This window comes from Salinivirga sp. (genome assembly GCF_055145285.1).
On sequence record NZ_JBSRDC010000006.1, the window covers coordinates 1 to 22190 of the forward strand.

The window sequence follows — 22190 nt, forward strand, 5'->3', positions numbered from 1 at the left end:
AGAAATGTATTTTTAGGTTACTTTGATGAGACACATTTAAGAAGAAAAGAACAAACAATAAGGTTAGGTACCAATTTAGTGTAAAGTCTAATCTTTAACTTTTGTAAAGGATGTATCTTAACGAACAGCTGCAAAACAACCGCGAAAGTATTTAAGTGAAATCTTACCATTTTTTTAGACAGTGCACTAAGAGGTTTTCTAAGTTATACGTAAAGGTTTTTGCTCATATTAACCTAAAGAATATCAGATAGCGTTATAGATTTGGCAGGTCCAAAAAAAAATAAGGAATACTCAAAAATGAATTAAGGACAGCTTTATCTGAAAAAAAATGTATTTTTGGTAAAGCTTTACTAACTTATAAAATATTACGCTATGAGAAACAATTTTTTACTTATGCTAATCGCAGTTGCATTCCTTTTTTGGGGTAACATTAATTCAGCAATTGCACAATGCGATATCGTTATTGATATGGAAGACAGCTATGGTGATGGCTGGAATGGTGCTTCTGTTAAAGTTTACGACGGCACGAACTTGTTGGGCACAGCTACTTTTACAAGTGGATCTTCAGGAATAGAGAATATTTCTGCTCCCGATATGACTGATATCAGTTTAGTTTGGACCCCCGGAGGTTATCCGGAAGAGTGCTCTTTTTCAGTTACAAATGGAATTGGTATTGTAGTTTATGAATGTGAGCCTACGGAAGCTCCAGAACCAGGAGAATTCTTTGTTTTTACTAATGTCTGTTCTTCTGCAGGAACTGATTTAAATCTAACTACATTTGATATTGCACCAAAAGTAGCTGCAGGGGATGTCGAAATTAAGGGTACTGTTCGAAGTGATAGAGATACACCCATTACATCTTTTGATGTAGTTTATTCGATTGATGGTGTAGTAGGTCAGGTTGCTACGTTTGATGGGTTAAATATTGGTTTTAATGAAAGCTATGATTTTACACATCCTGATTTGGCTAATATTGTAGTTGGTGAACATACCTTGGAGTTGATTATTCAGAATATTAATGGTGAGGGTGACGATGATTTTCCTGGTAATGATTCATTATCGGCAAATGTTTTATGTGTGAATGAAATTTTTACCAAAAATGTGGTTTATGAAGAAGGTACAGGCACCTGGTGCGGATGGTGTCCACGAGGTTTGGTAGGGTTAAGCACAATGGCTCACAATTATACAGACGGCACCTGGATAGGTATTGGTGTTCATAATGGCGACCCAATGGCCGTAACAGAATACGATGAGGGTATCGGAAGTTTTATTAGTGGATATCCAAGTGGCGTAATGAATAGAGAAAATGTTTTTGATCCAGGTCTCTCAAGTTTAGAGCCAGCTTATTTGGCGGCAAAAGAAGATATTCCTTTGGCTAAAATTGAAGTCACAGCAAAAACATGGGATACCGTAACACGCGATATTACGGTAGAAGCAACCTCAAATTTTGCTATGGACTTAACAGGAACTTCCTATAATGTAGCTATGGTTATCGTCGAAAACGGAATGTCAGGTACTACTTCTGGATGGAATCAAGCCAATTATTACGCTGGTGGAAGTTATGGTGATCTTATTAACTGGGACGGAAGGAACTGGGCTGACCTATCAAATCCTGTACCAGCTGCACAAATGGTTTACGATCATGTTGGTAGAGTTTTAGTAGGTGGTTGGGACGGTATTTCCGGAGTTATTCCTGCAGATGTTGTCTATGGTACACCATATTCTTATGAGTTTACCCATACATTGGCCAATGATTTTGATTCCGAAAATGTAGATTTAGTCGTATTGCTGATTGATGCTAACACAGGTATTATTGCAAATGCAACTCAGGTTGAATTAGAAGGTGGAGCTATATTATCTGCAGATTTTTCTGCAGATGAAGTTAATGGTACTGCTCCTTTAACTGTAAACTTTACTGATGAAACTACTGGTGGTTCCGTTGCTTCATGGTCCTGGGATTTTGATAATGATGGAATTGAAGATTCGAATGAGCAAAATCCTTCGTATACCTTTGTTGATGAAGGGAATTACACTGTTTCTCTTACTGTAACAAATGATGCCGGTGATAGCTATACTACGACCAAAGAAGAATTCATCAATGTAAGTGGAGTGGGGTTTGCCGAACAAAACTCACCTGCGTTTACATGTTACCCAAATCCAGCTAATAATGTGTTTAATATTCAAAGTGAAGAATTATTAAGCAGTATTAAAATATACAACGTAGGAGGACAATTGGTTTATGAAGATGTTAGATGTAAATCTAAATTTCAGTCAATTGATATTTCTACTTTTGATAAAGGTGTTTATTTTGTTGAAGTACGCTCCGAGCTTGATGCTTCAATAGTAAAATTAATTATCGAATAATGCTTATTAAGTGTGTGTAACTCATAATTTATGTAAACTCACGCGAAAGTAAATACAAAACCTGCTAAAGGCTTTCTTTAGCAGGTTTTTTTTTGTCGTGTGCCGTGCATGAACCCCCATTGGTTCGCGATTACATCGCAGTCCAGCCAACCCGGATCTTTTTATTATAATTTTTTGTTTCATTCAACAACCTTTGTTATATTTAGATGGTTACGATAAGCATTTTACTAACGTTTAACAAATATGAATAACCGAACACAAGTTGTTCGCTTATTCCCGGAAATTTCTGGTGCATGCGGGCAAGTCCTTTCTGCTCTTCTGAATTGTAACTGCATCAAATATTACAAAACATTTTGCTTGATTTATGCGCTATAAGTATATACATTTGTAATATTAAATATCGATATATGAAATCAGTATCATTAAAAATAGACGATTCGATTTTCGGCGAGACTGAAAAAATCCTTGCACGAATCAAAAAACCTCGAAATAGATATATTAACGAGGCATTAGAATTTTACAATAAATACCAACGAAAACAGATTCTTGAGAGAAAACTAAAAAAGGAATCTGACCTTGTGAAAGCCGATTCAATGTCTGTACTTAACGATTTTGAGGAGATTGACTATGCAGATTAAACAATTTGAAATCTGGATTGCTGATTTAAACCCAGAAATTGGGACAGAATCAGGGAAAACAAGGTCAGTTCTGACGATTCAAACAAATTTACTCAATAAGATTCCCCATCCATCGACCATTATTTGTCCGATAACGACAAATGTGAAAAAGGATTCTGACATTTTACGAGTTCATATAAAAAAAGGAACCGCAAATGTGGATAAAGCTTGCGACATCATGATTGATCAAATTCGAGCGATTGACAATAAACGACTGACAAGACGAATAGGAATTTTGCCCACTGAATTGATTGATAAAGTCAAAGAAAATATCCAAATTGTACTTGATCTTGAATAAAGCATGCACCAGAACAGCGGTGAGTGAGAGTTTTGAGCTGCTGCTGGATTTGGGGCTCCGTAAAATAGCAAATCTATAATTTGATTAATTTTACGAGAGTCCTCGAATTACTAACAAAATTGAAATTTTTAGCAATTCGGGATTCGGTGAGTTAAAATAACTCCGCCAACCATTAGCTCTCGAAAACATTTAAAATCAATTATGATGCGAACAAAATTTCGTTTTGATGGGTAATTTGATTAACATTGCACAACAAAGTTTTAGCGGTGCTGAGCTCATCGCCTAACGGCGATTCGGTTGGTTACGGAGCAAATGGATATTTCGGACTAAGCTGACCCCACATCTGGAAGCCGAAATCAAGTGTTTTTTGTAGCTAAAAAAACATGACATTCCGGCGGATACTGACCCCTTTATGTTTTAAATTGACATTGTTATCGTGTTTTTTTGCGCGCCGGAATTTTCGATTTCGGAGCAAACTGACCCCTGTGGGCAGGGCAATTTCAAATTTCGGAGCAAGCTGACCCCCTTTTTCTTGCGGCTTAGGTTATTTAGTGGGCAAAACCCATTAAAACAGATAAGAATGGCAGGAAAAATTAAGCGTATGAGCCAAATAAAACAATTACTACGCCTTTATAAACAGGGCAAAAGCAAAAAAGCCATTGCCAGGATCTTGGGCATGAGCAAAAACACAGTTAAAAGCTATTTGTACAAAATAGAAGGTGGAAAATTCAATATTGACGAGCTGTTAAAAATGGACGATCCAAAGCTTGAAGCTACATTGTTTTCCGGCAACCCTTCTTACAAAGATGAACGTTATGAACACCTAAAGAGCAAGTTGGATTATTACACCTCAGAGCTAAACAAGACTGGTGTTACGCGTGGTTTGCTATGGCGTGAATACCGACAGTCCATTGATAATGCATATAGCTACACTCAGTTCTGTCACCACCTAAACCAACACAACAAAAGCCGTAGACCAAGCCTAAAACTTTACCATAATGCCGGGGAAAAACTTTTTGTCGATTTTGCTGGAAAGACCCTATCTTATGTTGACATGGAAACCGGGGAGATTGTTGAATGCCAGGTTTTTGTGGCCTGTTTGCCTTATTCTGATTATGCATTTGCCATGGCCGTTCCCAGTCAAAAGATGGAAGATTTTATTTACGCCATGGTTTGTTGTTTGAAATTCTTTGGCGGTGCCCCCAAGACGATCGTCACCGACAACTTAAAGTCGGCCATTACCAAAGCCAATAACTATGAACCTACCGTAAACCAGGCAATGGACGACCTTGCTGTTCATTATGAAACGACGGTAACACCTACACGGCCGGCAAAACCGAAAGATAAAGCATTGGTCGAGAACCAGGTGAAATTAATATACAGCCGTGTGTACGCCCCGCTGCGGAATGAAACATTTTTCGACCTTGCTTCGCTGAACAAGGCTATAATGACGCAGGTTAAATTGCACAATCAAACCCGGATGCAACAAAAAAATTATTGCCGTGAAGAAAAGTTCCTGGCTGATGAAAAAACAAAACTCGCTGCATTGCCGGAAGAAAACTTTCAGATCAAATACTACAAAACACTAAAAGTCAACCCCAATAACCATGTTTACATGGCTTCAGATAAGCATTATTATAGTGTGCCCTATGCCTATATTGGGCAAAAGGTCAAGATCATTTACACACGGTCATTGGTGAAAATATATAACCAGAAAGGGGAACAAATAGCCGTACACACAAGAGACCTGAGGGCAGGCAGATATACAACCGACAGCAATCATTTATGCTCGCAGCACCAACATTATATTAGCCGGAGCCCCGAATATTATCTTGCAAAAGCACGGCGGCTGAGTTCGACACTTTATCGTTTAATCGACCTTACCTTTAAACAAGACAGGTATCCCGAACACCTTTACAAAACCTGTGACGGGCTGTTGAGCCTTTATCGTAAAACCGATCCGGAGTTGTTCCACCAAGCTTGTGAAACAGCCATTTCGTTCGAAAAATACTCCTATATGTTTATCAAGAACATCATTGAAAAGAACCCCCATCAATACTCTATAAAAAAGAAAATATCTAAACCACTCCCCAAGCATAATAACACACGGGGGGCAAACTATTATCAATAAACTGAAAAATCAAAATTATGGAAGAAATCAAATCAAAATTCACACAATTAAGGTTACACGGCATGCAGCAGACCTGGCAGGCAATGACCGAAACGCGTAAACACCATGAACTCTCGTTGAGCGAAGGTCTGGAAGTGCTTTTGCAAGGGGAAGAACAGTACCGTACAAACAACCGTTTTGAAAGGTTGCGGAAAAATGCAAAGTTCCGTTATAAGGCTTCAATTGAAGAACTTACTTATGACAATGCCCGTGGCCTTGATAAAAACCAAATTACCCAACTTGCAACAGGGGAGTATATCGAAAAAGGGGAGTCTGTTTTAATAACCGGGGCCACTGGATGTGGTAAAAGTTTTTTGGCATCTGCACTTGGGCATCATGCTTGTAGTCAAGGTTACAAGGTGGCTTACTTCAATCTTCAAAAGCTGTTGATCAAAACAAAAATGGCCAGGGCCGAAGGCACCATTTATAAGTTTTTCGATCAGCTTTCTAAAACGCGTTTGCTTATTCTTGACGATTTTGGATTAACTCACCTGGAAGCTCAACAACAAATGGATTTTATGGAAATCATTGAAGACCGTCATGCCAGGCAAGCCACTGTCATAGCTAGCCAGCTCCCTGTTGCCGGCTGGTACGACATTATTGGAGAAGAAACCATTGCCGATGCTATTTTAGATCGGTTGGTACATACATCACATCGTTTAGAATTAAAAGGAGAAAGTCTGAGAAAAAAACTGTAAATTTGTCACACAATCTGTTCTTTGACCTAATGCTGCAAAGGGGGGTCAATATGACCGAAATGGGGGGTCAGTATCACCGAAATATCCAGCAAATTTGGAGGACGTTATAAGAAAGCCGTATACGTAGCTTTAATAATGAAAAGAAACGATTAAGCATTAAAATGAAAACTTTATCACTAGTTATATTAATAACACTTTTTTGTGTAGATATTGAATTAAAATCTCAAGTAATTACAAAGCCAATTTCTATAGAATTAATATTTGGAGGAGGATTTGGAAAAGATATTGAAACAGGAATTGTTACCGAAAATGGGTCTGATGTTAATCTAGATATTGGAGGCGGGAGTATTAGTGGGGGTAGATTGGGGTACCGTTTTGATAATAATATTGAAGTTTTCTTAGGCCTTTCTAGCATAAAATCTAAATTAGTTCCAGAATTGAGTAATGCTTCTGGTGAATTTTCTAAAGCCGTTTTAAACCCGATAATAACCTATAAATTAAGTTTTAATAAAAAGAGTCATCTTAATCTTGGAGGAGGGTTAAGGTTCTCTCTGAAAAATGTATTGGATCTTGATGCATCTCAGATTGAAGGAGCTGCACATAATATATTTATTTATAAAAACTCGGTTGGTCCATCCGCATTCTTAGGGTATGAGATTTATTTTATAGAATGGTTCTCGTTCACCATTTCTACATCATTATTTTACCATAATTATAGATTAAAAGAAATCACTTCAGATGGGAATGAATTTAATTTAGGAAGTATAAGTCAAGAAATGATAGACTTTAGTGATAATATCGATGGTAGTGGATATGAACTTTTATTGGGTATTAGATTTCATATTTAAAAATGGAAACTATAGCCAATAGCGGCGTTAGAACATGTGGATTTGCATAGTTTCGGGCGGTTCGAAGTTCTTTTTTTATCCCACAAAACATCGTTTTGACGGAAAATGATTAACATTGCACAACAAAGTTTTAGCGCTGCTGAGCTCATCGCCTAACGGCGATTCGGTTGGCTATGTGAAGGTTTTTAAGATATTGTAAGTAAGAAAACACTCGCCAGCTGCAACGTTGTGCCATATTTAGGTGCGTTATGGAATACGGCTTACAGCATGATGCAAATAATAAGTTTGAAAATAAAACAATAGTTATTATAAAATTAGATAAATAAAACAAGTTTTATGTACATACAATCATTACTTGGAGGGTTAATTTCAGTACTCACACCCGGAGTGTTTTTAATGACATTGATATTAATAATTGCATTAAGTAGATTAAATTTAACAAAAGATGCCAGGTTATTCGCCATTTCAATATTTTGCGCATTGATTATTATATATTATGCGATACTTGGAGTCTTTCTTAATAACACTACTCCAAATGATTTAGCAAGCTTTTCTTCAAGCCTTATTTTTAAATACTTAATTATAATCTTTAATGTTACTCTAGGACTTTGGTTGCTCGGATTTTTAAAAGTTATTTCCTCAAATCTTGATTCCAACCGATTATTCAAAAGTTTAGTGATTGTAATTATGTCGATTGTGTTTACTGCAATATCATTTTCAGGAACAGGACCAATAATTGGTACAATACTGATTGCAAATTCTGAAGCAACAACAATAATTGCCACAGTGACACCATTACTGATATTTGCGATTGGTCTGACAATACCTATTGGACTTATCGTTTACTTTATGTCTAAACTGATTTCAAAGAAGAAAGAAAAGAAATGGTTTAATATAGTACAATCGTTAACTGGTGTGATTTTAATTACTTTAACTATAATTGGACTTTTCGTTGGATAGAAAAAAACGTGTCCTAAAATAATTAGGGATCAATCACACGTATGATCCAAAAAGCTCTACTCTGATTATCCCTTTGTTGGGCCAACCTAAAGGTAGTAGGTTATTTCGTGTGTATTTTCAATCTTTTAGATTTATTGGTTTGATGATTGGATAATCTGGTTCGATTTGTGCCACCATTTCCGGAGTGGTTTGTGCACTTATGATCGCGGGAAATATTTTTTGTTCGTGACCAGGCCAATTGTTTTTTAATTCCATACTGCTACCTGAAGAAAAATTCCGTTGAGTTGCATTATAGCGTAATTATTGGTTGTAGGCTTACTTAAAGCCTGCTTTTGTGCCAATCTTCGCAGCCAAATACGGCTAAACATAAATGAATATCAGGTGTTGGTCAGTGTATATTAAAAATTGTGTTTATTTAAATTAATAGATATGGCAAACTTCTCATTTTGGGGAACAGCTTTAACCAGGGTTCCCCGCGTATCAAAGGAAGAATGGAGTGGGTTAGACGCTGTTTCACACTGGTTGGTCGCCACCAGGGCTTCGGTACTCATTATGACCGCATTTTCTGCTATTATTGCCGGAATTTTGGCCTATTTGTTCGACAGTTTCAATGTAATCAACTTTTCGGTGGCATTTGTAGGCTTGATTTTCGCCCATGCATCCAATAATCTCATTAACGACCTGGTTGATTACAAACGTGGCGTAGACAAAAACAACTATTTCCGGTCGCTTTATGGCGTGCAGGTGCTGGAGCATAAATACACTTCCCTCAAAACATTTTATAAATACCTGGCAGTTTCGTTGGTTATCGCAACTATTAGTGGGTTGTTTCTGATTTTTAGAACCGATTATATTACAACTGCATTTTTTGTGGCCGGGTTGGTATTTCTGTTTTTCTACACCTGGCCTTTCAAGTACATTGGACTGGGTGAGTTTGTGGTTTTATTGGTTTGGGGTCCGCTTATGATTGGCGGAACGTATTATGTAACCACTTCGGGCATATGGAACTGGGATGTGGTATACATTGCCCTGCTTTATGCCATTGGACCCACAACTGTTTTGTTGGGAAAACACACAGATAAACTGCAGGAAGACCTGAAAAAACGCGTCTATACCCTGCCTGTGATCCTTAAAGAGCGAAACGCACGTTATTTCACCATGTTTTTGTGGATTGCACAGTATGCCATGATCGCTTATTATGTGTATGAAAATCAGGCGTGGCCACTGCTCATTACGTTTTTGGCCGTTCCAAAATTGATTTCCACTTTCAAAATATTCGGGCAACCACGGCCCAGCACAGAGCCCGGGGGCAATAAAACAGGTTGGCCGCTCTATTTGGTGAGTCATGCTTTTATTTACAATCGTGCGTTTAGTATGCTTTTCTTTGTGGGTTTGCTTGCCAGCGTAGTCCTGGTTAAGATGGGCATTATTTAATATGCTTTCAGGCCAATTTTATTGAAGCTAAAACAATGCACTCTCAATAGGAGGCTGTCTAAAAAGTCAAAAATCGTACTTGTTCTGAAAGGGTACAGCCTGTTTTTATGAAATCTGAAACGCAGGAATCTGTCGATAACCAATGCGGAAAGGGTGACTTCGTAGAGCTCATTTCAGTCGGTTAGCTTTGCTGAGTTTACACTTCGTGCTGCGATTCCTGTACTTCGTCGGTTTCAAAGCTTTTTAGACACCTTCCTTTGTTTCTTGCTGCTTGCTACCAAAAAGCTGACAACCTAAAATTGATGGGTACCTGGTACCTCATGTTAACATATTCGCCCATGAATTTTCCCGGTTTCCAATCGGGCATTAGGCTAACTACCCTCTGGGCCTCCTTGTCGAGCAGGGGATGCGCGCTTTTTATTACTTTTACGTTGCTTACTTTACCTTTATCTGTAATGATAAATTGAAGAAAAACCTTACCCCTGATCCTTTTGGTTTTTGCTTCATGCGGATATCGGATGTTTTCACCAATGAACTTGAATAGTGCTTCTTGTCCACCCGGAAACTCTGGTAAAGAGTCCAGATCAGCGTACTGGTTCTTAAATCTTCGGGTGCCATCCTCGTGCCAGCTCTCACTTGCAATACAGCGGTTGTTTTTATATTTCTGAATGCTTTCTAGCTGGCCGCTTTCATAATAAGTTTTCATTTCACGCACAAGGTGCAATGGGAATTTGCTTTTTGTATAGCCTTCACGCCAGAGACGATCTTGTTTGTCGATTTCTTTAAAATAATAAATGCTGTCGTTTACTATGGAGAAATTTCGTTTGAACTTTAACTGCAGTTTATTCTGTTGGTATTTCTTCACCTTTAAAACCGAATCGCTGAGCACTTTAATTTTTGAATATCCGGTTTGAGACCAGTTGGCATTATAGTGTTTTTGAAATCTGGTTACCACAAATTTTTTGTTCGATTTTTTTAGCAAAGTGATGCAATAAAATGCTTTTTCTTTTGATGTTGGTTGTTTGTTCAGTTTCATGTAAATGACGGTGTCCAATTGCGCCGGGGCAATCAGTGGCAGGCATGCGAGCAAACAAATAATCAGGTGTTTTAATTTCATGACAACGATGTGATTTTAAATTGACAATGGCAATAATTCAAAAATAACATTATAAAAACTTTTCTGCCATTGATTGTTGTTTTTTTATGCAAAAATAGGAAATAGTAACATGCTTTGTTAAATTTGGGAAGTGCTTTGCACATATTATAAATCATCAATATGGAATACAGCCCTTTAAAACAATCACAACGCATTGATTTAATCGACGCACTCAGAGGTTTTGCCCTGTTGGGTATTTTAATGGTCAATATGCTTTTAATGAACCAGCCCGTACTGACGATGACAGTGGGACCCGACCCGGATGCCTCGTTGGTGCAAATTATGGCCGAATCGTTCATTAAGTTTTTCTTTGAGGGCAAGTTTTATGTGATTTTCTCAATGCTGTTTGGTTTTGGCTTTTATATCTTTTTAAGTAAGGGTAAGGATATCGGAAAATCTACATTGCCTGTTTTCAGAAGACGATTATTCATTCTGCTGCTCATCGGGCTGGCTCATATTGGCTTACTTTGGGCCGGCGATATCCTGGTTTATTATGCACTTTTCGGTTTTCTTCTAATCCTTTTCAGAAAGCTATCCGATAAAAAAATTATTATTTGGGCCACTGTTTTAGCTTTGGTGCCTACAGTTTTGTATGCCATTATGGTCTTAATGATTTCATTTTTTTCAAAGAGTCCAGAGATTAAGGCTGTTATTGATGAGCAAATGCAGCAAAGCGTGCTCGATATGAATCAGTTTATTGAAGAAGCAACCCTGATTTATTCTAGCGGAAGCTTTTCCGAGATAGTATCAATCAGATTTGGTGAGTACCTATCCTTATTGGGTAGCAGTTTGTTCTTTTTTTGTCCGGTGGTATTGGCCATGTTTTTAGTCGGTTACCTGGCAGGCCGTAAAGGAATTATGGTTAATTATGCTAATAAACTCCGGCTATTCAAAAAAATATTTTGGTGGGGTTTGGTTATAGGGGTGATCACCAATGTATTTTACACAGTAGCTTACAGGAATACGATACTGAGCGTGCCCGATGGCTGGGGCTTGTTAACCTCTTCCATGCATTCTATAGGTGGTATCTCACTTGGGCTGTGCTACATTTCGGGCTTAACCATTTTATTTATTCGAGGTAAAGCAGGTTTAATGATCAAATATTTTGTGCCCATCGGGCGAATGGCACTGACCAATTATCTGCTGCAATCAATAATTGCTGCAGTTTTATTTCACTCTTACGGTTTTGGCCTCTTTGGTAAAGTTGAGGTTTGGCAAAGTATCGTCCTAACCCTGATTGTATTTGCTTTACAGGTTATGTTTAGTCGATGGTGGTTAAGTCAATTTCAATTTGGCCCTTTTGAATGGCTCTGGCGCAGCCTTACTTATCTGAAGTTGCAACCTATGAAAAAAATATTACTGTAATAAAGCAAACATATGATAGAAAAAATAAAAAAATACTATCCCAATGTAGGCCAAAGTTGGGGTATTTTAGGAATAGCCATTGTTTCAATGCTATTGTTTAGCCCGTTAAATCATACTTTAAACAAGGTAGTAGGAAGAGAGCTCTCTTTTTTGATTTATTATCTTGTCGCAATGGGTGTGCCTTTTGTATTAGCGCACTTTTTAAGAAAAAAGGAGACCGGGGTTACTGAATATAGTTTTGGCACTGCCAGCGCAAAGTTAATGGTGTTTTTAATCATCACCATTATTGCAATTCAAACGGGTATTGTTATGCCGATGGTTAATTTAGTACCTATGCCTGAGTTCATGCAGGAAATCTTCCTTGAGTTTGCCAAACAAGATGGATTGTTTTCTTTTATTGCAATTGTTATTGCAGCACCGGTAATCGAAGAGCTCATTTTTAGAGGTATCATTCTGGATGGCCTTTTAAAAAAATATAGTCCTGCAAAATCCATTATTTTATCAAGCGTACTTTTCGGAATTGTGCATTTAAATCCCTGGCAATTCATCAGCGCGTTGATAGTTGGGGTGTTTTCCGGTTGGGTTTATTACAAAACCCGGAAGTTGACCCTGTCAATTCTGATTCATGCGGCCAATAATTTATTTGCCTTTGCTATGGGTTATTTTATGAGTTCCGAAACCATGATGAGTGAATCGCTAACAGATATGTATGGCGGAACATTCAACATGATCTTAATTACCGTAGGCGCAATAATAGTTTCGGTGCTTGGTTTTTTCTTACTAAAAGAAGAGTTTAATAGCTTGAAAATTGATAGATGACAGTGATTGTTTACTTATTGAACATAAAAGCTCACGTTTTTTAGTAAGAATTCCCGGCCCCCTCCACTTAAAATTCTTAAGAATGGCAGGTTAAAGATTGAATGTCAATGGTTGAGTGCTTTTTAATTCTTCGGCACAACTTTGTGAAATTGGTAAAGAACAATTCATCCCATTAAATTTGGGTTTCTGGGTGTGTTAATGCGAAAGTAACTTTGTTCAATGAGTCTGCCTTTGTACGGTAAATCCTTAAAAGCAAGGAATTTGACGAAAAAGTTACAGTAGTAAAAGAACTGAATATCGCCTAATGATTTAAAATCCTTATTTTCGCCAATCAGAATTTATTATTTTATCCAAAAGTTGCCTTTGCAACCTGGGTTTTAAGAATTATCAACCATAATATTAATGAACAAGCGACAAATTGAGTCAACGGCCTACCAGTACACGCTAATAATAATTATTCTGGTAGCCATTGCATACAGGGGAGGCAGAGATTTTTTATTTCATAAGAATGAGGCAGAAATCACTGTGGAGTTAGAAGATATACAGGATATTTACCCCACAGCAACGGAATTTAATCGCAGCAGACATGCTGCTTTTGATGTGTATGGAAAAAATGGAAATAAAAAAGGAACCGCACTGCTTTCGTCTGATTACACCCAACAATTTGGTTATGGCGGCAGGGTTCCGTTACTAATAGGGCTTGATGATAGTTTAATCATCACTAAGGTTGTGTTGCTGCCTAATAATGAGACCAGTGACTACATCGAAGCCATTTATGCCAATGAATTTATAGGTAAATGGCAGGGCGTGCAGCTCGCAGATGCTGTGGAGTACAAGGTTGATATTGTCTCCGGTGCTACCCATACGAGTAAAGCCGTACTTGCAGGCATCAGGCATACCGCATCTTCGGTTATGAAATCTGATGCAGCGGTTATTAAAGACTCAAAGCTTTGGACAACCATTAAGGATATTCTGTTTTTGAGCCTGATGCTTCTGTCGGTGGTGGTGGCTAACAAAAAAGGAACAGCCAAATACCGTACTATTTATCTGTTTCTGGTTTTAATTATAATGGGGTTGATCCTCAATAATGCACTCTCTGTTCAGTTGCTACAGGGCTGGCTCAAAGATGGCTTTGGCTGGCGGGTCAATTGGCAAACTACCGTAATGTTCATCTTAGCACTGGCCATTTCTTTTCTCGGCAAAAGGAAATTTTACTGTAACTATCTCTGCCCGATGGGCGCACTGCAAGAGCTTACAAACCGCTTTACGCCATTCAAAAAAAGATTGTTACCAACACAATTCAAAGGAATAACTGTAAGGGAGCTTTACCTGGTACTCATTGCAGGTGCTTTGTTGCTGGGCTTTGCGCCTGAGTTATCTTATGCCGAACCTTTCATGTTCTTTTCTTTTCGAGTGATTGGTTACGGACTAATCACCTTTGGTTTAATTGTTATTTTATTGTCGCTTTTCTTTACTAAACCCTGGTGTTCAGTATGTCCTACAGGATGTGCACTGGATACCATATCTTATAAAAAAGCCAGAAATACTGAATTATAAACAGATGAACCGAGCCATGATCCGCCAGCTGGCGGAACACACAAACGTATTGATTATAATGGAAAAAAACATGTGTGACGTAAATATGAATCATCATGGCGAGCTCCATCTGACCACTAAAATCAAAATTATAAACAGATGAACCGAGCCATGCCTAAAAATTTTGACACAGTTCTACTGAGCGTGTCGAAGTACACCCGCCTGATTGTAACGAACCTACAAATAGTATGCAGCATACATTAGGCTTATCATGGCGAGCTCCATATGACCATTGAACCGAACGAAGTGAGCTCATAGCCTGTCCCGCCCAAAAGCCGGGAAGCTTGCGAATAAAATTAAAACAAACATATGAAATCATGAAAAAAAGTAAAGTTTTAAATATTATTCTTGCCGCCGCCGTATTGGTTTTGGTAATTCAATTGACCAATAAAAGCGACAGTTCCAATAAGCCAGTATCGACATCATCAGATACAACTATGAATGCTCAGCGGGCAACATCAGATAGTACAGCGGTGCCCTTTAAAAAGAAATCGCTGGGAGTTAGAAGTGAGGTGTACCCGAAGCCTGCTTTGGTGATAGGCTCATATGATAAAGCGGGAAAGCCAAATATTATGACTGCTGCATGGGCAGGGATTTGTAATTCCGATCCGCTTAGTATTGCGGTTTCTATGCGCCCTGCTACCTACTCTTACGGTAATGTAACAGAAACAAGGTCGTTTACAGTGAATATACCCTCTGCCGAATTGGCTAAGTATGTCGATTATGCAGGTCGTTTTTCGGGGAAAGATGTAAATAAGTTTGCAGAGACCGGGCTCACACCTGTAAAAAGTGAGTTAGTAAATGCCCCTTACGTAAAAGAATTTCCTATTGCTATTGAGTGCGAAGTTACAGCGTTTCATGATCTTGGCTCGCACAGGCAATTTATTGGCAAAGTTATCGATGTAAAAGTTGATGAGGCTATCTTAAATGCCGATGATCGGGTAGATGTAAATTTATTGAATCCCCTAATCTATGGAGGAGGAAATTATTATGAAACAGGCCCCTTTTTAGCCAGGGTGGGCGAGTCATTGAATGAAATAGATGGTAAACCATTTGTTCCTGATTATAGTCAGAAATACGAGAATAAAGCATTGGAAGTGATACATAACCGAAAGAGTGTACGCCATTTTACCGACCAACCGGTTTCAAAAAAGCAGATAGAAACCCTGCTGCGGGCAGGTATGGCCGCACCAACAGCAGCAAACAGGCAGCCCTGGGTGTTTTATGTTGTAACGCAACGTGAAACCCTCGATGCACTCGGCCAGCAGTTGCCTTATGCTAAGATGTTGCACCAGGCACAATCCGCTATTGTCGTTTGTGGCGATATGGACAAGGCCGGCAACTTAAAGGATAAAGGCTATTGGGTGCAAGATTGTTCGGCAGCATCAGAGAATATTCTCCTTGCTGCAGAAAGCATTGGCCTTGGAGCTGTGTGGACCGCTTCGTATCCATACGATGACAGAACAAAAGTGGTTATAAAAGAACTTGACCTGCCTGAAAAGCATGTGCCCTTAAATGTTATTCCCATTGGTTATCCTACAGGCGAAGATGTACCCAAAGACAAGTGGAAACCAGAGAATATTTTTTGGAAGTAGGGGATTTAAATTTTGGAAATCAGCCATTTTGATTTCCACAACCCGGCGCGTGAGCCGTTCAATGGCCGGCAAAGTCGATTTCCACTGTCCTGTGTATTATTCGTGCAAATGCTTTTTAGGTTGCCACCGATAATCATTATTTAAAAATTTTATGGTGCAACGGTAGTTCGTTGAGTGGCTCGGGGGGCTGGACATAAGCGAATCGAAACGAACGTTGCTGCTATTCCCACAACCATAGGTATGAGCCACTCAATGGCCGGTAAAGTCGATTCCCACTGTCCCGTGTATTATTCGTGCAAATGCTTTTTAGGTTGCCCCCGATAATCATTATTTAAAAATTTTATGGTGCAACGGTAGTTCGTTGAGTGGCTCGGGGGGCTGCACATAAGCGAATCGAAACGAACGTTGCTGCTATTCCCACAACCATAGGTATGAGCCACTCAATGGCCGGCAAAGTCGATTTCCACTGTCCTGTGTATTATTCGTGCAAATGCTTTTTAGGTTCCCCCCGATAATCATTATTTAAAAATTTTATGGTGCAACGGTAGTTCGTTGAGTGGCTCGGGGGGGCTGGACATAAGCGAATCGAAACGAACGTTGCTGCTATTCCCACAACCCGGCTCGTGAGCCGTTCAATGGCCCGGGAAAGCGCAATTATCAATATGCACTATCCAAATTCTATAATCCACTATCCAACATCTAAAATCTACGATCCGTGATCAAATATCTACTATCTAATCCCCAGAATCTGCTATTAAACAAAAATCGACTTATTTCGCTTAATATATTGTTTAAGCGGTGTCGGTTTTCTGCCGAGTATCTGTTCAATGTCATCTGATGTTTGGGCAACCTGTCCGGTTTTGATCTTTCCGAATACGGCGATCATGGCATCAATATAATCTTTTGAGAATCCACGCTGCTTCATTTCCTTGCTGTAAGTTTCATCATCCGGCTCTTTGTATGTAATGTCTTTGTTCAAGACCTCCGAAAAAATTCCGGCAGCCTGATGCAGGTCCATAGCTTCGGGGCCTGTAAGGTATATGGTTTCTTTACTGAATTTCGAAGGGTTTTCAATTACTTCAGCTGCAACCGCGCCAATATCATGGGTGTCTATAAATGGAGCCTTGCTTTTCCCTGTTGGCAGAAAGATTTGGTGTTGTTTTCGAATATCTTCCTTTTGATACAACTCAAAATTCTGCATGAAAAAGTTAGCGCGCAAAAAGGTGTATGCTTTACCGCTATTTTCAATGATGCTCATAATGTTGGGGTAAGATGCAATAAAAACAAAATTTGTTACCCCGGCTTCAATGGCCGTTTCCACTAGCGGAACCAGCAACTTTTCAGCGCCTGGTGTGGCTGAGGGACCACATAAAAACAGCGTTTCGATCCCTGCGAGGGCTTTTGGGAATCCTGACGGGTCCTTAAAATCAAGTTTTACGGTATCGGTTTCAAATCCGAATTGCTTAAATGCCTTATCAGCATCTCGTGTTGCTGCCGTAAATGGTATCCCTTTCTCATGCAAAGCTTTTGACAGGGGTAAACCAATATTTCCTGTTGATGCCGTCACCAAAATTTTAGATTTGCTCATATCTTTTTTTTCTTTCTGTTTAATTGGTACAACAAGTTGGAAAATGTATAGTTTAAATGTTTCATTGGTGCATCTTTCCTTTAATCATGGAGTGAATTTTTTACGGGTTGGCTTTACAAATCAATTTGTCGGCAAGCCACCATATTATATAAATCCGCAACAAACATTATCTTTGTAAAAATTAATGCAACCCGTTTTTTTAAATACCCGTTAATATGAAGTTACTCACACTTGTTTTTCTATGCCTGCCTTTTTTAGTATTGGGCCAAACCAGTATTTACGATATTCAATACACCACCAATGCCGGCAATGGCACCTGGCCTTCTACTTATGCCGGGCAAACCGTCACTACAGGCGGAATTGTTACCGTGGCCAACTACAATGGTGGCCGGTACTTTATTTCATCATCGCATGGTGGCGCCTGGGACGGTCTTTTTATTTATGACAATACAAATGCTCCTGCAGTGGGCGACAGTATTGTGATTACAGGCCTGGTTTATGAATACAATGGCATGACCGAGCTTAAAGATATTACATCATTTGATGTGGTGAGTAGTGGCAACCCACTACCCGCGGCGGCAAATATTGCCACTGCAGCCGTTACCGATGAGGCTTATGAAGGTGTGCTGGTGCAAATATCTGATGTAACGGTTACCGGTGCTTTCGATGATTATGGTAACTGGTATGTGAATGATGGCAGCGGTGATTGCACAATCAGAAGTGGTATCTACAATTTGGCCAGTGACGGATTCCCGTTGTTTGGCGGTTATCCCTTTTCAACCGTAAAAGGTATCGTAACTGATTATTATGGCACTTGTTTGCTTCCACGCTATCGCGAAGATATACAATCGGCTCCCGGTGCTTTTGTTGCGTATACCGAAGATCTTTTTACTGAGGCGTCCAGTGCCTTTAACCTGCCGGTAAAAATAGCTTTGCTGAACCAAACGGGTGCCATTACCAGCTATCAGTTAAATATGACTTACAATGCATCTGTTTTTACCTATAACGGTTACGAAATAGCGGGAACACTTTCTGAAACCGGTACTGTAACCGATAATTCCACGCCGGGCGCAGTGAGCTTGAGTTTTACAGGCAATGTTACCAGCGAAGATGTGGCATCACTTGTTAAACTGAACTTTACCGCTGCTACAGATGGAGATGCCAATTTACAGTTTGCATCAACCTTCATCAATGGCAATGAGATCACTTATTTGTCTACCGGAGTGATACAGATAGGCTCCACGGCATGCGACATACCTTCGGCCGACACGCTGACCATTGTACAACGGCCGCTTTTGAATATACCCACTATTGCTGCCCCGGGTGAGACCTTTGAAATTGAGTGCTTTGCGCCTGAAACAACCACTGATTGGTCTGCACGTATACTTTACAACGGTTTGGATGTGGATCTGGCTATTGATCAAACAGCGTATGATGCGCAATTAAACAAATGGACCTTGCAGGCTACCATGCCCGCGGTTGATTATTACGAATTGTACGATCTTGAGGTGACGGCCACTGGCCTGCTTGCCGACACGGTTGCAAATGCCGTTAAGGTTATTGATCAGTACAAAACCGATTATTATTTCGTGCACATCACCGATGCCCATTTGCCCGGCCATACTTTCTGGGGCGATCCGGGGTATGAAAACGACGATTCGGAACTGGCAGATCTCGCTGCCGTAATTGAAGATATAAACCTTATAAACCCGGAGTTTGTGCTTCTTACAGGCGATGTGCTCAACGAAGGGGAGATGGAAGATTTTGAGTGCTTACGACATCACACTAAGGTTGTGGAATTGCTCCAGCAATTCGAAGTGCCGGTGTATATTGTCCCGGGCAATCACGATTTGGGCGGTTGGGAAGCTACTCCACCTTCGCAGGGTACTTCCAGGAGAGCCTGGTGGCAGTTTTTCGGATGGCGGCAACGCATCATCCCGCCCGTTCAGGAAGCATATTATGTGCACGATTATAGTTTCGACTATGGAAATGTACATTTCACAGGCTTAGAGTCATCAGACAATTACGACGGCTACATGTACAACGTCTACGGTGAAAAGGGATTTATTCCATCGCAGTTGAGCTGGTTGTCGAACGATTTGGCTGAAGCAGGTAATAAAACCAAGGTGCTTTTTTATCATTACGATTTTAATGCCGACATAGATCTTAACAGTTTGGGCGCTGATATGGCACTTTGGGGGCATACGCACTCCGACACCGATGATTTTACCCATCCGTACAACATCGGTACTGATAATATCTGCGACGAAACCAGCGCATACCGTGTTGTCCGGGTAAACAATGGCGCGCTGACACCGGAAAGTACAGTTTACACAAGAGGTTTTGGCGAGAACCTGGATGTTGCTTTTAGCCACGAAAATAATGGGTCAGTCGATAGCTTAGCTGCCACCGTAACTAATAATCATAATCAGGCTTTTGCCCATGCACAGGTTAAGTTTGTTATGCCTGAAGGTGAATATAACGTTACCAATGGTACGCTGAAGCAGGTAATACCAGAGAACGGAACCAATATTTGTTATGTTGAAGTGCCCATGGCCGCCAATAGGGAGGTTGATGTGAGCGTCAAACGAAATAATCCCAATGCAATAGTTCCGTTGGAAGTGAATGGTTCGCTGGAGCAAAACTATCCGAATCCCTTCCGCGCAACAACCCAAATTAACTTTGCTATAGAAAACAACGCTCATGTGCAATTGTTGGTTTATAACGCAGTCGGTCAGCAGGTAAAAACGTTGGTCAATGCATTCAGACATACCGGCAATCATACAGTAACCTGGGACGGCACCAATGATGCGAACACAAAAGTGCCGCAAGGGATTTATTTTTATAAGTATGTTGTCGATGGTAAGCAAATTGCTTCCAGGCAAATGGTGTTCTCGGAATAATTGGTTTTTTATATGTTTTTCAGGCTAAGTTATTGGTTTGTAGCCTGTAATGATAGTTTTTGACCTGAGAAACCTGAAACAGTTTCATCATCCATGGCCTGATCATTGTTCGTTTTTACAATACGTGTCCGTAAACATTAGACTATAAAATTTGGAGGTAATATGGCAAAGCAAGCATTTAAGGCATACGTCGTAGACGAAAAAGACGGAGCTTTTACAGGCTCCATTAAGACAAAAACAACGGAAGAGTTGCCTGGGGGCGACTTGTTAATAGAAGTTTTTTACTCTTCGTTGAATTACAAAGATGCACTATCGGCCTCAGGGAATAGAGGGGTAACTAAAAATTATCCACACACCCCCGGCATTGATGCCGTAGGAAAAGTGGTGCAAACCAATAATCCTGCCTTTAAAACAGATGATGAGGTTATTGTAACCAGTTATGACCTGGGAATGAATACCGATGGTGGATTTGGCCAGTACATTCGTGTGCCTGCAGAATGGGCCGTTCACCTGCCTGAAAACATGTCTATGAAAGAGGCTATGATGTACGGAACAGCAGGGCTGACAGCCGGCATGTCTGTATACCGGCTGACGGAATTGGTTAAGCCTGAAGATGGTAAAATCGTTGTATCTGGCGCAACCGGAGGTGTAGGATCATTGAGTGTCTCTATTTTAAGCAAATTGGGTTATTCTGTAGTGGCCATTACCGGTAAAGCATCGGAGCATGCATATCTGACACGTCTTGGAGCCACTGAAATTATTGACCGCAATGATTTTGAGCAAAAAGAAAAACGACCTATGGTAAAAGCACAATTTGCCGGAGCTATTGATACAGCGGGAGGTGCCATTTTAGAAAATATTATAAAATCTACTGCTCCCATGGGAGTGGTTACATGCTGCGGGAATGTGGCTTCACCAAAGATAGAATTAACCGTATTTCCCTTTATCCTTCGGGGTGTAACCTTAATTGGTATTGATTCGCAAAACTACCCAATGGATTACCGGGTGAAGGTATGGAGCTTGTTAGCTCAAGACTGGAAACCCAAACATTTGTTTGAGACAGCAGTTGAAATAACGCTCAACGATTTACCTGAAAAAATCGATCTTATGCTTAAGGGAAAAGTGAAAGGAAGAACTATTATAAAAATGAAAGCATAGCATGAACTGATTATTCTGTAGAACGGATAAGATATATACTTTAGCAAAAGAGCAAATCATAGTTATTTCAATACTTTAAACCTAAGCTTGTGAAAATAGATCAATCCATTGAGTTTTTCAATCAGCTGACTGAAGAAACACAAAATTCTTCGGAACGGCGCCGTTACAGGCAATTTGCCAGAATGCTCAATGAACTGAAAGAAAAAGATACTTCGGGTAAGCATACAATGATAATTGACCGGAAGCTCGACGAAATTCAACCACAGCTTTTGTCTGCGGCAGACCGAAAGAAGGCCATGCAAAGCTTCAAAAAATTTTTGATGAAATCATTACGATACGTACCTGCCAATTATTACGTGACCCTTGGCACAGGTTTAGGTAACCTAATGGGTAGTGCTTTAGGTGTTACTTTCGGTATCACTTTTTATCGGATCATGGGCATAGTGTTTGGGATTTTAATTGGCGGTGGGTTCGGGCTAACGCTTGGGCTATTGTTCGGTCGCTATCTGGATAAAAAAGCCCGTACTGAAAAACGCGTACTTGAACACCTGTGGATTTAAA

17 protein-coding genes are annotated in these 22190 nt (G+C 39.8%); 15 read left to right on the forward strand and 2 right to left on the reverse strand.

The window, feature by feature from the left end; all coding sequences use genetic code 11:
- Positions 1-372 precede the first annotated feature (372 nt).
- The 8 genes from ACTB0Y_RS01415 (at position 373) to ACTB0Y_RS01450 (ending at position 9449) form a co-directional block, all read left to right on the forward strand.
- Entirely contained in the window at positions 373-2364 is a 1992-nt protein-coding gene (locus ACTB0Y_RS01415; RefSeq protein ID WP_463205000.1) for a T9SS type A sorting domain-containing protein, read from the forward strand.
- Positions 2365-2771: 407 nt separating this feature from the next.
- Positions 2772-3002 carry a hypothetical protein gene (locus ACTB0Y_RS01420; RefSeq protein ID WP_463205001.1) on the forward strand — a complete coding sequence of 77 codons (231 nt, stop codon included), beginning with the start codon at positions 2772-2774 and terminating at the stop codon, positions 3000-3002.
- The gene (locus ACTB0Y_RS01425) at positions 2992-3339 is read left to right on the forward strand and encodes a type II toxin-antitoxin system PemK/MazF family toxin (protein ID WP_463205002.1); all 348 of its coding nucleotides are present in this window, start codon (positions 2992-2994) and stop codon (positions 3337-3339) included. Before ACTB0Y_RS01420 ends, ACTB0Y_RS01425 begins: the two co-directional genes overlap by 11 nt.
- A gap of 580 nt (positions 3340-3919) precedes the next feature.
- The gene (gene istA / locus ACTB0Y_RS01430; protein ID WP_463205003.1) at positions 3920-5470 is read left to right on the forward strand and encodes an IS21 family transposase; all 1551 of its coding nucleotides are present in this window, start codon (positions 3920-3922) and stop codon (positions 5468-5470) included.
- Positions 5471-5487: 17 nt separating this feature from the next.
- Positions 5488-6207 (forward strand): IS21-like element helper ATPase IstB, encoded by a 720-nt coding sequence (gene istB, locus ACTB0Y_RS01435; protein ID WP_463205004.1) that lies wholly within the window; start codon positions 5488-5490, stop codon positions 6205-6207.
- Between the two features lie 161 nt (positions 6208-6368).
- Entirely contained in the window at positions 6369-7055 is a 687-nt protein-coding gene (locus tag ACTB0Y_RS01440; RefSeq protein WP_463205005.1) for a hypothetical protein, read from the forward strand.
- Positions 7056-7391: 336 nt separating this feature from the next.
- Positions 7392-8015: a hypothetical protein gene (locus ACTB0Y_RS01445; protein ID WP_463205006.1), complete on the forward strand. Its 624-nt coding sequence runs from the start codon at positions 7392-7394 to the stop codon at positions 8013-8015.
- Between the two features lie 429 nt (positions 8016-8444).
- Entirely contained in the window at positions 8445-9449 is a 1005-nt protein-coding gene (locus ACTB0Y_RS01450; RefSeq protein WP_463205007.1) for a prenyltransferase, read from the forward strand.
- A 274-nt stretch (positions 9450-9723) separates the two neighbouring features.
- Here ACTB0Y_RS01450 and ACTB0Y_RS01455 read toward each other — a convergent pair whose 3' ends face one another.
- Positions 9724-10566, reverse strand: coding sequence for an energy transducer TonB (locus ACTB0Y_RS01455; RefSeq protein WP_463205008.1), 843 nt, complete (start codon positions 10564-10566; stop codon positions 9724-9726).
- A gap of 159 nt (positions 10567-10725) precedes the next feature.
- Between ACTB0Y_RS01455 and ACTB0Y_RS01460 the strand changes: the two genes are divergently transcribed.
- The 4 genes from ACTB0Y_RS01460 (at position 10726) to ACTB0Y_RS01475 (ending at position 15980) form a co-directional block, all read left to right on the forward strand.
- Positions 10726-11970 (forward strand): DUF418 domain-containing protein, encoded by a 1245-nt coding sequence (locus ACTB0Y_RS01460; protein WP_463205009.1) that lies wholly within the window; start codon positions 10726-10728, stop codon positions 11968-11970.
- Positions 11971-11982: 12 nt separating this feature from the next.
- Positions 11983-12789: a lysostaphin resistance A-like protein gene (locus ACTB0Y_RS01465; RefSeq protein ID WP_463205010.1), complete on the forward strand. Its 807-nt coding sequence runs from the start codon at positions 11983-11985 to the stop codon at positions 12787-12789.
- A gap of 402 nt (positions 12790-13191) precedes the next feature.
- Positions 13192-14346, forward strand: coding sequence for an FMN-binding protein (locus ACTB0Y_RS01470; RefSeq protein WP_463205011.1), 1155 nt, complete (start codon positions 13192-13194; stop codon positions 14344-14346).
- A gap of 356 nt (positions 14347-14702) precedes the next feature.
- On the forward strand, positions 14703-15980 hold the full coding sequence (locus ACTB0Y_RS01475) for a flavin reductase (protein ID WP_463205012.1): 1278 nt from the start codon (positions 14703-14705) through the stop codon (positions 15978-15980).
- A 754-nt stretch (positions 15981-16734) separates the two neighbouring features.
- On the opposite strand, the gene ACTB0Y_RS01480 is transcribed toward ACTB0Y_RS01475, so the two are convergent.
- Positions 16735-17568, reverse strand: coding sequence for an NmrA family NAD(P)-binding protein (locus ACTB0Y_RS01480; RefSeq protein WP_463205013.1), 834 nt, complete (start codon positions 17566-17568; stop codon positions 16735-16737).
- A gap of 215 nt (positions 17569-17783) precedes the next feature.
- Between ACTB0Y_RS01480 and ACTB0Y_RS01485 the strand changes: the two genes are divergently transcribed.
- The 3 genes from ACTB0Y_RS01485 (at position 17784) to ACTB0Y_RS01495 (ending at position 22189) form a co-directional block, all read left to right on the forward strand.
- Positions 17784-20471, forward strand: a complete 2688-nt coding sequence (locus ACTB0Y_RS01485) for a metallophosphoesterase (protein ID WP_463205014.1) — start codon at positions 17784-17786, stop codon at positions 20469-20471.
- Between the two features lie 162 nt (positions 20472-20633).
- Positions 20634-21629 carry a YhdH/YhfP family quinone oxidoreductase gene (locus ACTB0Y_RS01490; protein ID WP_463205015.1) on the forward strand — a complete coding sequence of 332 codons (996 nt, stop codon included), beginning with the start codon at positions 20634-20636 and terminating at the stop codon, positions 21627-21629.
- A gap of 89 nt (positions 21630-21718) precedes the next feature.
- Entirely contained in the window at positions 21719-22189 is a 471-nt protein-coding gene (locus ACTB0Y_RS01495; protein WP_463205016.1) for a hypothetical protein, read from the forward strand.
- Position 22190 lies beyond the last annotated feature (1 nt).